This is a genomic window from Neobacillus vireti (assembly GCF_036962465.1).
GTDB lineage: Bacteria > Bacillota > Bacilli > Bacillales > Cytobacillaceae > Neobacillus > Neobacillus vireti_B.
The window spans coordinates 30041-43486 of sequence record NZ_JBALNF010000003.1; the positions used below are offsets into that span (position 1 = coordinate 30041).

The 13446-nt window shown below is 39.4% G+C and carries 14 protein-coding genes, 1 riboswitch and 1 other annotated feature; of the genes, 8 read left to right on the forward strand and 6 right to left on the reverse strand.

What is annotated here, in order from left to right; all coding sequences use genetic code 11:
* Nucleotides 1-216: 216 nt before the first annotated feature.
* Complete coding sequence (locus V7077_RS01785; RefSeq protein ID WP_335498162.1) at nt 217-813, forward strand: DedA family protein; 597 nt, start codon at nt 217-219, stop codon at nt 811-813.
* A 17-nt stretch (nt 814-830) separates the two neighbouring features.
* On the opposite strand, the gene V7077_RS01790 is transcribed toward V7077_RS01785, so the two are convergent.
* The 5 genes from V7077_RS01790 to argS form a co-directional block, all read right to left on the reverse strand.
* A complete protein-coding gene (locus tag V7077_RS01790) occupies nt 831-1151 on the reverse strand; it encodes a hypothetical protein (RefSeq protein ID WP_335498126.1) in 321 nt (106 codons plus the stop codon).
* A gap of 61 nt (nt 1152-1212) precedes the next feature.
* Nucleotides 1213-1317: riboswitch (guanidine-I (ykkC/yxkD leader) on the reverse strand.
* A 33-nt stretch (nt 1318-1350) separates the two neighbouring features.
* On the reverse strand, nt 1351-3177 hold the full coding sequence (locus V7077_RS01795) for an APC family permease (protein ID WP_335498127.1): 1827 nt from the start codon (nt 3175-3177) through the stop codon (nt 1351-1353).
* Nucleotides 3178-3417: 240 nt separating this feature from the next.
* A complete protein-coding gene (locus V7077_RS01800; protein WP_335498128.1) occupies nt 3418-4599 on the reverse strand; it encodes an MFS transporter in 1182 nt (393 codons plus the stop codon).
* Between the two features lie 76 nt (nt 4600-4675).
* Nucleotides 4676-5143, reverse strand: a complete 468-nt coding sequence (locus V7077_RS01805) for a DinB family protein (protein WP_335498129.1) — start codon at nt 5141-5143, stop codon at nt 4676-4678.
* Between the two features lie 72 nt (nt 5144-5215).
* Entirely contained in the window at nt 5216-6910 is a 1695-nt protein-coding gene (gene argS / locus V7077_RS01810) for an arginine--tRNA ligase (RefSeq protein ID WP_335498130.1), read from the reverse strand.
* A gap of 53 nt (nt 6911-6963) precedes the next feature.
* Nucleotides 6964-7176: a binding site (T-box leader), on the reverse strand.
* A 100-nt stretch (nt 7177-7276) separates the two neighbouring features.
* Between argS and V7077_RS01815 the strand changes: the two genes are divergently transcribed.
* Together V7077_RS01815 and V7077_RS01820 are read left to right on the forward strand one after the other, a co-directional pair.
* Nucleotides 7277-7531 (forward strand): alpha/beta-type small acid-soluble spore protein, encoded by a 255-nt coding sequence (locus V7077_RS01815; RefSeq protein ID WP_335498131.1) that lies wholly within the window; start codon nt 7277-7279, stop codon nt 7529-7531.
* A 102-nt stretch (nt 7532-7633) separates the two neighbouring features.
* A complete protein-coding gene (locus V7077_RS01820; RefSeq protein WP_335498132.1) occupies nt 7634-7960 on the forward strand; it encodes a hypothetical protein in 327 nt (108 codons plus the stop codon).
* 32 nt (nt 7961-7992) lie between these two features.
* Here the strand turns inward: V7077_RS01820 and V7077_RS01825 are convergent, their stop codons facing one another.
* A complete protein-coding gene (locus tag V7077_RS01825; RefSeq protein WP_335498133.1) occupies nt 7993-8565 on the reverse strand; it encodes a TetR/AcrR family transcriptional regulator in 573 nt (190 codons plus the stop codon).
* 209 nt (nt 8566-8774) lie between these two features.
* Between V7077_RS01825 and V7077_RS01830 the strand changes: the two genes are divergently transcribed.
* The 5 genes from V7077_RS01830 to V7077_RS01850 all read left to right on the forward strand — a co-directional run bounded on the left by V7077_RS01830 (nt 8775) and on the right by V7077_RS01850 (nt 13336).
* Nucleotides 8775-9680 (forward strand): nuclease-related domain-containing protein, encoded by a 906-nt coding sequence (locus V7077_RS01830; RefSeq protein ID WP_335498134.1) that lies wholly within the window; start codon nt 8775-8777, stop codon nt 9678-9680.
* Nucleotides 9681-10370: 690 nt separating this feature from the next.
* Nucleotides 10371-11252 carry a selenium metabolism-associated LysR family transcriptional regulator gene (locus V7077_RS01835; RefSeq protein ID WP_335498135.1) on the forward strand — a complete coding sequence of 294 codons (882 nt, stop codon included), beginning with the start codon at nt 10371-10373 and terminating at the stop codon, nt 11250-11252.
* A gap of 17 nt (nt 11253-11269) precedes the next feature.
* Entirely contained in the window at nt 11270-11845 is a 576-nt protein-coding gene (locus tag V7077_RS01840; RefSeq protein ID WP_335498136.1) for a CD3073 family putative ECF transporter S component, read from the forward strand.
* Entirely contained in the window at nt 11835-12302 is a 468-nt protein-coding gene (locus V7077_RS01845) for a CD3072 family TudS-related putative desulfidase (protein WP_335498137.1), read from the forward strand. The genes V7077_RS01840 and V7077_RS01845 overlap by 11 nt, the downstream gene beginning before the upstream one ends.
* 458 nt (nt 12303-12760) lie before the next feature.
* Nucleotides 12761-13336, forward strand: a complete 576-nt coding sequence (locus tag V7077_RS01850) for a TetR/AcrR family transcriptional regulator (RefSeq protein ID WP_335498138.1) — start codon at nt 12761-12763, stop codon at nt 13334-13336.
* Nucleotides 13337-13446 lie beyond the last annotated feature (110 nt).

Below are 13446 nucleotides of genomic sequence, written 5' to 3' on the forward strand. Positions count from 1 at the left end.
GCCGCCTGGAGCGGAAATCAACATTCAAGATACACACAGCCTACTTTTTAAATTACCAAAAAAATGAAACCTTTCGCTTAACGAAATCGTTAATACTAGAAGTCACATTTTGAATCAGGCATGATTTCTAAAGTACCACCATATTTATTTCAATATGAGACAAACTGGTATAAAATAAGAAACATAATTTTGTTACCAAGAAATAAGCGAAGGTGAATTATGACAGACTATATTAGCTCTATTTTGGAATTCTTATCACAGTTAGGCTATTTTGGTGTTGCTTTAGGACTGATGATTGAAATCATCCCCAGTGAAATTGTTTTAGGCTATGGCGGCTATATGGTTTCACAGGGACATCTGAATTTTATCGGCGCTGTGATTGCCGGGACAATTGGCGGAACAATTGCCCAGCTATTTTTATATTGGGCCGGCTATTATGGCGGGAGACCTTTTTTGGAGAAATACGGGAAATATATCCTCATTAAAAAGAAACATATTGATGTCGCAGAACACTGGTTTGAAAAGTATGGAGCCGGAGTCATCTTTTCTGCTCGGTTTATTCCCGTAGTAAGGCATGCGATCTCTATTCCTGCAGGGATTGCCAAAATGCCAGCCAGTAAATTTATTCTTTATAGTGTCGCAGCCATATTGCCTTGGTCAATCCTATTCTTGTATTTAGGAAAGGCGTTAGGCAGCAACTGGTCACATGTAAAAGAGGTCGCACAGCCTTATGTTTTGCCACTTATTATTGCGGCTATTGTGTTAGGTGCTATCTATTATTTAGTTAAAAAAATGAAGAAACCCACCGAATAATACTCACGGTGGTTTTTTCATGTCGATTGCTTCGAAAATTTTGTTTTGGCCCAGGCATCAAGCCTTTTTACATGTTGTTTTCCAATGGTAAAGCCATATAAAAGGAGCAAGAGAATGATCAACGTAAACAGATCAATTCGTTTCGATGAAATAAAATTTAGTATCCCCATAAGCACTTGCGGAATAACACCTGTTAAGGCGAATAAAACCGTCGCCACCTTAAACCAAAAGTTAGATTCAAGCCGATACCGTGCATATAAAAGAAAAAAAGTGGACGTCCATGCCAATACCTCAAGACTGACTAATATTACCCATTTATTTTCAAGCAAAATTTCCAAAATCAAAAACCCCTTCCTATCCAAAATAAAAAACCTGAAAGAAAGATCGCTGCACGACCATTTCTCCCAGGCTTTTCTCCTTCCGTGGATACAGAAGCAGAGGCTTCTGTACGTTTTCTCTCGGACCAGACCGGTCTTAGACCACGGAACCCTAGAAAACCATTTTTTATAAGTATATTTTCCTTTAAAAAAGCCATTCCTATTTTTTAAAATGAAAAGGAAGTGTTGCCACAATAACTTTCTTCTTAAAAATCAGGTAGGCACGAATTAACAAACTTGATTGGTTGTGCAGGATATTGTGCCAGCTTTTTTTCGTAATAAACTGCGGAATCAGTACGGTAACTCGATAATTATTTTCACTCGCCTTGTGCTCCACGGTATCAATAAACTTTGATAATGGACTTAAAATGCTGCGATAGTGTGAGTGCAAGGTGACCAACCGGACATCAGGCTGCCACTTCTGCCATTTTTCCTCAAATCGTTTTTCATCTTCACGATCAAAGGAAACATAAACCGCAAAAATTTGATCCGTTAGAGATTTGGCATAATTGATTGAGTTTTCTACGACTTTGGTGATTCCAGCAACCGGAACAATAATCACATTTCCTTGAATTGGCAATGCTTCATCTTCCGGATGAATTCGTAACTGTTCCCCAACGGACTCATAATGCGAATTAATTCGTTTAAACATGAGGACAATTAACGGCAAGAATATAATGACAAACCATACTTGACTAAATTTTGTTACAAAGAAAATGATTAATACCGTTAAAGTAATCAGGGCACCAATTAGATTGGCGCTTAATTTTGCTACCCAGCCAGTTGGTTTTGAACGCAGCCATTTAATAATCATCCCTGTTTGCGATAAGGTAAACGGAATAAACACCCCAACAGCATAAAGAGGGATTAGGTGCTCCGTCTGACCCTTTGATACGATGATTAAAATGATGGAAGCAACTCCTAAGGACACAATCCCATTAGAATAACCAAGACGGTCTCCTCGAATTGTAAACATCCTCGGCATGTATTTATCTTTTGCAAGAGCAAACGCTAATAGCGGAAAAGCTGAATAGCCGGTATTTGCAGCTAGTACCAAAATCAAGGCTGTTGTCCCTTGTACAAAGAAGTAAAGATAATTACGGCCAAATGTTTCTTTAGCAATTTGTGAAACAACGGTCTCGTCTGCCTTCGGTGCAATTCCGTAATAATAGGCCAAAAAGGTAATTCCTGAAAATAACAAAGCCAAAAGAGAACCCATTAATACCAATGTTTTCGCGGCATTATTAGGTGCCGGATCTTTAAAGGTTGGAATTGCGTTAGATATGGCTTCCACCCCTGTTAAGGCTGAGCATCCTGATGCAAAAGCACGGAGAAGCAGGAATAAGGTAATTCCCTGAACAGGTGCTCCAATTGCGGCATGATGAGCAGATGGAGAAACATCCCCCGTTAGAACCCTAAAGATCCCGACACCAATTAATAAAAACAGAGCAATCACAAATAAATAGACTGGATAAGCCAAAATGGTGGCAGATTCAGTTAATCCGCGCAGATTTAAAATCGTAATCAATATAACTAACACACAGGCAATGGAAACAGTGTGTTCATGTAACGACGGAAATGCAGATGTGATTGCATCAGTACCGGCTGTAACACTTACTGCCACCGTTAAGATGTAATCAACTAATAAGGAGCCTCCGGCAATCAACCCCGCCTTCTCCCCGATATTTTCTTTCGATACGACGTAAGCCCCTCCGCCATGAGGATACGAATAAATAATTTGCCGATAAGATAATATGAGTGCAGCTAAGAGAAATAGTACCCCAACCGCAATAGGTACGGAATACCAGAAGGCCACAACGCTAATCGTTGCTAGTACAATCAGGATTTGTTCAGTCCCGTAAGCTACTGATGACAAGGCATCTGAAGATAGAATGGCTAACGCCTTTAAAATACCTAACTTTTGCTCGCCTAATTCCGTCGACTTTAACGGACGGCCGATTAAAAAACGTTTAAAAGAAGAAAGCACGTGATTTTCACCCACCACTTTTTGAAGTAGAATTACCGATTGATTTTATCACAACAGCGTTGTTAATATGAAGTATTTCTTTTAAAAAGAGCCACAATATTTAACATTTTGATGAACGCCGTTTATGTAAGCGTCTATCATTAAAAAAATTGATAGCTACCTTTACTGTTTCCATTTCCAACGGAATCATCCATTTTTATCCCAAAGGGTCGAAAAAGGTATGGATCGAATCCATACCTTTTAATTACCCATTCTTCGGGACCTTAAGCTATCCCTATGTAAGAAATAGAAATAGAGCAGCATTGAAACAGCAATTGAAACAGCCGCTGTACGATAAATACTGCTATAGCCAAGGAGATGGCTTATTTGGCCGAATATCATGGCACCCAGGCCGATTCCCAGGTCAAAAAAGGAATAGAAGGTGGCTGTCGCCATTCCTCTTCGGTTGACGGACACCTTTTCAATCGACCAAGCCTGAAGAGCTGGCTGGACCGTCCCAAAACCCAATCCATAAAGAATCGCCGCAAGATATAAGATTAGGCTATTAGGCAGCCACGCTAGCAGGATCATAGCGGCTAAAATGAGCAAGGTTCCCGGAATAAAAATGGTCCGAAGTCCTTTTCGATCATATAACTGACCGGCAAAAGTTCTCGTGATCATTAAAGCCAATGCGTAGAATAAAAAGTATAATTGAATCCCCGAAATATGTTTCTCGGCTGTATATAACGGGAGAAAAGCGGCAATCCCGCCAAAAGTAAACGTAATAAAAAACATTAGAGCGGATGGCTTTAAGGCCCCTTTTTCATACAGATCAAGTTTGGTTTTTCCTCTCACCGGTTTGGGATCAACTTTTTTATAGGTGATTCTCAATGAGAGAATCAGTGCAGCCAAGCCTAAGCCAGCGCAAAGAAGAAAAAATGGTTTAAAAGGGATAATCCCTGTTAAAATCAGACCTAGTGAAGGGCCAAACGCCAGTGCCAAGTTACCTGAAAGTCCATAAAAGCCCATCCCTTCCCCCCGCCTCGAGACAGGAATTAAATCTGAGGCGATCGTTCCTGATGCGGTTGTAGAAAAGCCCCAGCCGCCACCTTGTACGACCCGCATCATAAATAACAGAACGATACTAGTTAAGAAACCAAAAGAACCGACTGAAACTACAAAGATAGCCAAGCCGATTATATACACAAATTTTCTACCTTTTGTTTCAAGAGCCTTACCTACATAAGGACGAAGCAATAACGCAGAAAACGTAAATATTCCGACAACAAAGCCAATCAGTTGATCATTGCCGCCTAAGTCTTCCACAAACAGTGGAATGGTCGGAAGTGTCATTTGAAACCCAAGAAAGATAAAGAAATTAGCCAAACAAATCAGTATAAAGTCTTTTGTCCAAATCTTTTCTTTCTGAAGCTGTTTTTCCATAAAGCAAAGAATCTCCTTCCCTTATATGTATGAAAAGCCGTTTCTATTAATCAATAGAAACGACTTTCTGCGAAAATTATTTGGTGTTTGCTGTCTCAATTACTCGGTTCATCGCTTGGATTTGACCTAGATGGTTCGCCTCATGAAAGATAGCAAAATTAGCAAGTTCCCCATAGGTTTCTTGACCAAGAAATGGTGTTTTTAACCTTTCACTAAAGCTTTCGGCCGGAATTCCCTTGATTCGTTTAATTTGGTCTTTTAACTGCTCCGCTAATTCTTGTATGGATGGAACCTCACCTTGCCAGTCAGCTGGTTTTGTGCCAGTAGCAAAAAGCTCCATATAATTAGCAGGGAGACTGGTTGACTTTTTAGGAAAACCAAACATAACTTGTTCTGCAACTGTTAGGACATGCCCAACATGCCAATGAATGGTATTGTTAAATCCCACTGGCTGTACATCCGTATTTGCCTCATTAAGTGTTTCTACATTTCTTACTAATTTACTTCTTGTAAGCTCAAAGCTTTTTAATAAAAGTTCACTCATCTTATCTTCTCCTCTCTTACCTTCACGCTCTATTCTATACTCAATATTGAATTATTATTAAATGAAACGCCTTTACATTTCTTCGGGTGCTTCAATACCTAACAGGCGCAGGCCCTCTTTAAGGACTACGGTAACCGAATAGACAAGGGCTAGGCGGGACGCTAGATTTTCATTTTCCTCGAGGATTTTCACTTCTGCATAGTACTTGTTAAAGCTTTGCGCTACATCAATAATGTACTTGGCGACAAGCGACGGATCATGATTCTCACACGCCCGCTTAATCGCCGGTGCAAAGTCCAGCAAGAGACTTGCTACTTTCCATTCCTTTTCCCACGTGTTTGGCTCATTTTCGGCAAGAGCCTCTGCATGATAATCCCCTTTTCGTAAAATCGAGCATGCACGTGCAAAGGTGTACTGTACATATGGTCCTGTCTCTCCTTCGAACCGGAGCATTTCCTCAAGGGAGAATTCAATATCATTCATACGGTTATTTTTTAAATCATGGAAAATAACCGCTCCTACGCCCACCTGTTTTGCTACCTGGTCCTTGTTGAGCAAATTCGGATTCTTTTCTTCAATATTATGACGTGCCATTGCAATTGACTCGGTCAATACTTCCTCTAATAAAACAACCTTACCCTTACGTGTTGACATCTTTTTGCCGTCTTTTAACATCATACCAAATGGGACATGAACCATTTTCTCAGCCCAGTTATAGCCCATTTTACCCAGTACTGCTATAAGCTGCTTGAAATGCAGACTTTGTTCATGGCCCACCACATATAACGACTGAACAAAATCATAGTTTTCTTTACGATACAGTGCTGCTGCCAAATCGCGGGTGGCATAAAGTGTAGCCCCATCCGACTTTTTGATTAGACAGGGCGGGAGCTGTTCCTCTGTTAAATCGACGACCATCGCCTGATCAGATTCTACTAAAAGCTGCTTTTCCTCAAGCAGTTTGACAATCCGATCCATTTTGTCATTGTAAAACGCTTCACCCGCAAACGAATCGAATTCGACATTCATCAGGTCATATATTCGCGAGAACTCTTTTAGTGATTCATCGCGGAACCACTGCCAAAGCTTCAGGGCCTCCTCATTTCCATCCTCCAGCTTTTTAAACCAGCTGCGGCCCTCATCTTCTAACGATGAGTCCCCTTCTGCCTCGTCATGGAACTTAATATACAGGGACAGGAGTTCTTTGATTGGATTTTGTTTAACTTTTTCTTCTTCGCCCCAAAGTTTATAGGCTGTAATTAGTTTGCCAAACTGTGTACCCCAATCGCCAAGGTGGTTAATCTTGAACGGCTTATAGCCGCATTTTTCTGCAATATGAGATAAGGCATTACCGATTACGGTCGAACGCAAATGTCCCATTGAAAATGGCTTGGCAATATTCGGCGATGACATATCAATCGTTACCGTGTTACCCTTCCCGAAATCAAGTGCGGCAAATTGTCCCTTTTCCGTAATCACTTGATTAATTAGTTTTTCAGATACAAGCTTTTTATTTAAAAAGATATTCAAATACCCGCCTGCGACCTCTACTTTATCGAAAGCTGGTGATTTAATTTGCATACTTAGTTCGGTGGCAATGACATGAGGTGATTTTCGTTTTAATTTAGCAAGTGTAAAACAGGGGAATGCTAAATCTCCATGATCTGGATTTTTTGGTTTTTCAATTAAAATTTCCAATTGTGAAGTTGAAATTTCTTGGTCCAGCAGTCCATTGAGTATGGATGCCAGCTCCTTTTTATAGTTCATTATTAAATACCTCCTTTTTCTATAAAAATAAATAAAAAAACCCTCGCCTCTATATAAGAGACGAGAGTTTATATTTCCCGCGGTACCACTCTAATTGTTCACAAGAACCAGCTTTCTTTTGTAACGGAGGAATCTCCGGCCTCACCCTACTTCATTCAGGCTGGCATCTCCAAAGTGCGCTTCATTATCTGCTCTATGTCAGGCTTCCACCGTCCCTGACTCGCTAGGAATTCCCAGATAACTACTCTCTTTTTCATAGATTTTGCAGTTTGATTACCAGTTATTATACTGGAAAGATTAGGATTTATCCATAGGCGTTGATTATTTTTTTCATTTGGGAATCCTTACTGTAAAGGAGGGATTTTCATGTCAAGACGTAATAAAATACTTGTTCCAGAAGCCCGTAATGGATTAGACGCTTTAAAAGCCAGAGTGGTCCAATCGAGAAGCCCTGAGAATGCTAAATTTGAAGCAGCTGAGGAAGTAGGTGTTCCTCTGAAAAAGGGGTATAATGGCCAGCTTACATCTGAACAGGCTGGGAAGGTCGGCGGCCGACTAGGCGGCAGCATGGTCCGTGAACTAGTCAAAATGGCACAGGAAAATTTGAGTAAAAGACAGTAAATCAAAGGAGCCATTTGTCAATGGCTCCAACATTATTTCAAAAAAAGTTTGACAATTCTGTGACAATTGGTAGAATATTCAGTATAAAGGGGAGTGGTTGAGATGCATGAAAAACAGGTAAAGAATTTACAGGCTTTTAAAATGGCAGCAGCCTACGGTGGGGGATTTGGAATCATCTTTCTTTTATTCGGAATTTTTGCAAGCGATTACAATCTTATACTTGGACTCGGCATCGGTATAACCGCCGCCTCTATCGTCCTATTCCTATCTGGAACCTTTTTATCTTTAATGGAAGAATATACTCATTCAAATAAAGAAAAAATCTCGGCGGCACGGTCCTCAGGACAGTTTTATTATGAATACACAAAAAAAAGCGAAAGCGCCCTGAAGAGCGGCTTTGAACTTAGGGCCTCAAGGCGCTGGAGCTAGAAAAAAAGACTTGTGAGTGCTCACAAGTCTTTTTATTTCGGCTTTCCGCCTACAAGAAAGATTTTCATGACCTCGGCAATTTGCTCGGAACTTAATGGTTCATGATTCCTTTCCCAATCGGAAACAAGGGCTATGTACATTTTTAACAAAAGAAAACTAATAACCTCTGTATTTCCAGGCGGGATAGCTCCCTTTTCAATCGCTATTTCAATCTTTTTTCTTAAATAAGCAATGATTTCATCCTCAACATGCCGTAACATATCAGATACCGCTAATGTACCCATTTCTTTTTCCTCTTGAACAAGCTTGATCATCAGCTGGTGCTGAGAACGAAAAGCTAATAATCGAGTTAGAGCCCGATGGACATTTTCCGTAAATGGTAAACGGGGTTCGATAACAGCTTCTGCCTCGGCAATCATTTCTTTTACTAATTTAGAGATGATTTCTTCAAATAGTTCTTCTTTATTTTTAAAAAAGGTATAAATGGTTCCTTTTCCAACATTAGCGAGCCTTGCTACCTGGTCCATGGTGGTGGCCTTATAGCCGAATAAAGAAAAGGACTTTGTTGCCGCTTCTACAATCATGGTTCTTCTGTCGGGAGCCATTATACAACCCTCCTATTTGACTAATTTAGTTCTCTGGTCATATTTTACTATAACATAGCTGGTTCTTCGATTCAAATTGATTTATGGATTGTCAATAAGTTTTATGGATAGTACTTAGGTTTTATTTGTAAATGTTTTCAAAGTTTCCACCTATTACCGAATAACTTTTTAGTAATATAGAAGTGGTTAATAGAAAGGAAGTGGATTACATGATTAAAAGGGCTTTAACTATGCCTACAGACTTAGTTATCCTCAACTATTTAAACACACGCATGGATTTACCAAAGGAGGACAGGCAAAATTTTTTCAATCTAAAAAGAGGGTATGAAGGTGAGGTGATTTTCAATTCGTTGACGGAAAAACTTGAATGTGATTGTCTTATTTTAAATGGGTTGCTACTTGAGATCAACCATACAAAATTCCAAATTGATTCATTGATTATAATGCAGCATCTTATTTTCCTGAACGAAGTGAAAAACTTTGAAGGTGACTACTTCTATGAAAATAAAAAGTTCTATTCTATAAACGGAAAAGAACGAAAAGATCCTCTACTCCAATTGGACCGCTGTTCCTCTCTCCTCCGCCAACTGCTTCAGAATCTTGGATTTCCTATACCAATTGAACCTTGGGTTGTTCATATCAATCCTGAATTTTCCTTATACCAAGCCCCGCGTGATGAGCAAATAATTCTCCCAACACAAGTTAAACGCCATTTAAATAAAATGAACACTACCCCATCGAAATTAACTAGTAAGCACGAACGGCTTGCGGATAAACTAGTCTCACTTCATATTGATAAATCACCCTATTCTACTTTGCCGGCCTTTAGTTATGAACAGTTAAAAAAGGGTATTACTTGTCAGGTATGTCATTCTTTTTCGATTTTTCTCCGTGGTAAACATTGTGTTTGTGGGGAATGCGGTCATGAAGAGGAGGTGGAATCAGCTGTATTACGGAATGTGGCCGAGTTACGTCTTCTTTTTCCTGACAGAAGAGTTACAACCAGTATAATATATGAATGGTGCCAGGTCGTGGAGTGTAAGCGGAGAATAAACCGAATTCTTGAAAGGAACTTTAATTTGATCGGAAACCGTCGATGGGTTTATTATGAGTGATACTTTCTAGTTTAATCGGTTGGCTGGCATTTACTTTGGGAAAATTAGATCATTTTGTCCAATAGGAGTTTTGCTATTGGACAATTTTTTTCTCCGGCCAGAAATTTTGTCCTTTAGAAGCGTTCTATTGGACAATTTCTTAAAGATGGGAACTTTTCTGTCCAATAGAACCTCCTCTATTGGACAGTTTTTTCGGATTACCCCTGTTTTTGTCCATTAGGACTCCGCTATTGGACAATTTTTTTCTCGGGTCAGAGATTTTGTCCTTTAGAAGCGTTCTATTGGACAGTTTCTCAAAGATGGGAATTTTTTTGTCCAATAGAACCTCTTCTATTGGACAGTTTTTTCGGATTACCCCTGTTTTTGTCCATTAGGACTCCGCTATTGGACAACTTCTATCTAAGTCCACATATTTTGTCTAAAACAACTACCTTTTTTCAAAAAAGCTAAACCCGTCAATTGCTTCATCCCAGTAATCTTCCCATCAATTTAATCTCCCACTTGATACACACCGCAAATGCCAGCAACTAACTGCAGTTAAACTTGATCCCCCCTTAATAAATAGTCCCTAGAAGTAATTATTACCAAAATAGACAAATATTCTTTTATTTTACGGTTATAAAACTCAATTATTTCCATTAAGATTAATTATACAAAGCATTAAAAAATTTTATACCCCATGGAGAATTTATGAACTTAACTAAGCTTGAAGCATTTATTTTAGTTATTGAAAAGAAAAGTTTTTCCGAAGCAGCCATCGCTCTTAAAAGTTCTCAACCGGCCACTAGTTTAAAAATCAAGAGTTTAGAAGAAGAGCTGGGGCTAGACCTCTTAGACCGAGGAAGTTCGGGCATCCAGCCAACAGCAGCAGGTATGCTTGTTTACCAAGCCTCTAAAGAGATGGTACAGCGCTGGCGCAAGCTTGAAGATGACCTCCGTGTCTTTGAGAACACCTTGACAGGAACCCTAACCATTGGAGCCAGCACCATCCCTGGTACTTACCTGGTCCCCAGCTGGGTTAAAAAATTCCGAAGTCTCTATCCGAATGTAGCTGTAACCGTTGAGATTAGTGATTCCAAAGAGACTCTTAAGAAACTTCAGAGTCAGCTCGTGGATGTCAGCATTACCGGGCTGCCTTCTGACTCGAAAGAACTTAGCTATAAACAGGTTTCCTCTGATGCCCTTGTATTAATTGCACCCTCTCACCATCCATTGGGGCTTTCAAAGGAGCCAACCTTTGAACAAATTAAACAGTTTGATTTTGTGATTAGAGAGGAGGGTTCTGGTACCCGAAAGGTTATGGAGGATTATCTATCAATCCATTCCCATTCACTTGCTGATTTAAACTCTGTTGTATCCATCGGCAGTACTGAAGCCGTCATTGCCGCTGTAGAAGCAGGACTTGGGATTAGTTTTGTCTCAAAACTTGCCGCACAGCCAGCTGCCAAAGCAAATCGGATTCAAATTATCGAAAAATTCGAACCCTTCCAACGAGATTTTTATTTTACCACTTTAAATGATGTGAAAGATCGTCCCATTATTAAAGAATTTTCCGAAATAATAGGTTCCTAAACAAGGAGGAGTACAGAATGAAAACAAACAGGACAATGATCTTAACCTACTCAGCATTGGCCATTGCACTAAACGTTATCTTAGGCACTGTCGTCTCTTCGCTGAAAATCCCACTATTGTTTCTTGATACGATTGGAACCGTCCTTATTGCTGTATTGTTCGGTCCATGGTGGGGAGCATTGGCCGGTGCGTTAACTAATATGGTCCTTGGCGTTACAACCGAACCATCTGCGATTTTCTTTGGACTTGTCAATGTTGCTATTGCATTGGTTGCTGGATACATGGCAAAAAGGTTTGATTTTAGAAAATGGTACATTGCCTTACTCACTGGAATAATCTTATCCATTATTGCTCCGCTTATCGGAACACCCATTGCCGTTGCGGTCTATGGAGGATTAAATGGAAGCGGCATGGACTTAGTCGTCTTATGGCTTCGTTCTGCTGGAGAAAGCGTGTTTGCCTCGACGTTTATTTCACGGATTACTGGGAACTTTGTGGATAAAATTATTACCTGCCTGCTGGTTGCGTTTATGATTTCCCGTCTGCCTAATTTCTCAAAAATCATAAATAAGGGGAAAAGTAATGCAGCGTAGCAAAAAAATTTTAATCGTCTCTCATTGCATATTAAATCAGAATACGGTGATTGAAGGCGAAGCCCGGGCAGAAGGTGCCGTCCTTTCAGCAGTAGAGTGGGCCCTAAAACAAGGATATGGATTTCTTCAGCTTCCCTGTCCGGAATTTACCTTTCTCGGTTTAGACCGTCCATCCATGACATATGAAGAATATAATACCCTTGAATATAGGAAACATTGCAGGGAAATCTTAATGTCCATTCTTCAGCAAGCACAAGATTATGTTAAAAATGGATACGAAATTATGGGCTTACTAGGAATACAAAGCAGCCCATCTTGTGATCCGATAAAAGGCATTTTCATGGAAGAACTGACAGCCATGTTTACGGAAAACGGTATCCCCTTAAAAACACTCTGGTATTTACCGAACACTAGTGAACCAAAATTTGTGAGTGAGGAACATAATATTCAAAAATAAAACAGGCCAGCCTCAAATGGGGGGCTGGCTTGACTTTACTCTAACGATATTTCCATCTTCCAAATGATATTCCATTTATAAAATTTAATTAAACGTTTGGTTAGTTTTTTCCTTACTCCCATTATTTTAATTAAACGTTTGGTTAGTTCGCTCAAAGCCCCTCCCATCAGGCAGATTCCATATTAATCAAACGTTTAATTAGTTTTTCCGCCACCTCAAAAAAATCAATCAAACGTTTAATTAGTTTCACACCACCTTTAAAAAATCAATCAAACGTTTAATTAGTTTTTACACCACCTTCAAAAAATCAATCTTAGTAGTTTTGAACCATCCTACCAAACTTAGGAATTCTATATTGGTAGCTAAGCTGCTCTAAAAAAGGATTTGTTCACAACACTATCACTAGATGGAATTTTCTTTGCTCTCACAATCGACTATAATATGATTGGGGTGAGCACATGGCGCGTGAACGCAAATTTTCAACAGATGATTTATTTCAAGCTACCGAACAAATGCTTTTAACACATGGCTATGAGGGATTTTCGTTTAGTCTTTTAGCTGACCAGTTGGAAATCTCCAGAGGGGCCATTTATAAGTATTATGATAATAAAGAAGAACTCATCACAGATTATATGCTCTATGAAATGGAGCAGTTTCTGGCGGAACTAAAGGACATTGAATCAGTTGATGGATTTGATGCACAGTTTGACTTTTTAATAAATCTTATTTTCAAGAATTCAACCATTCCTCATATGATTGAATTAGGACGCCGCATACCCATTAACGGCAATCAAAAGGTCAAAGAAAACCACGAAAAGCTCGACAAAAAACATTTAAATATGTATCAACATTTACAAGGCTTCATCTCTCTTGGCAGGCAGGAATTAAAGTTGAAAGAGACACTGCCCGATCCGTTAATACTTGGATTTATTTTTCAAACGATTATGATACCTAATCACTTTGGAATTCCTCATACCATATGGATTCGTTCAATTAAAGAAATGATTCGTCATGGAATGCTAAGAAATGAATAATTGACACAAGTGTTACTTTAACTGATAATTAAAGTAACACTTGTGTTTATTCTTTCTCCCCCCTAAAGTGACAGTTGTGTCACTTTAGGGGGCACTAATCAAAAGAAAAG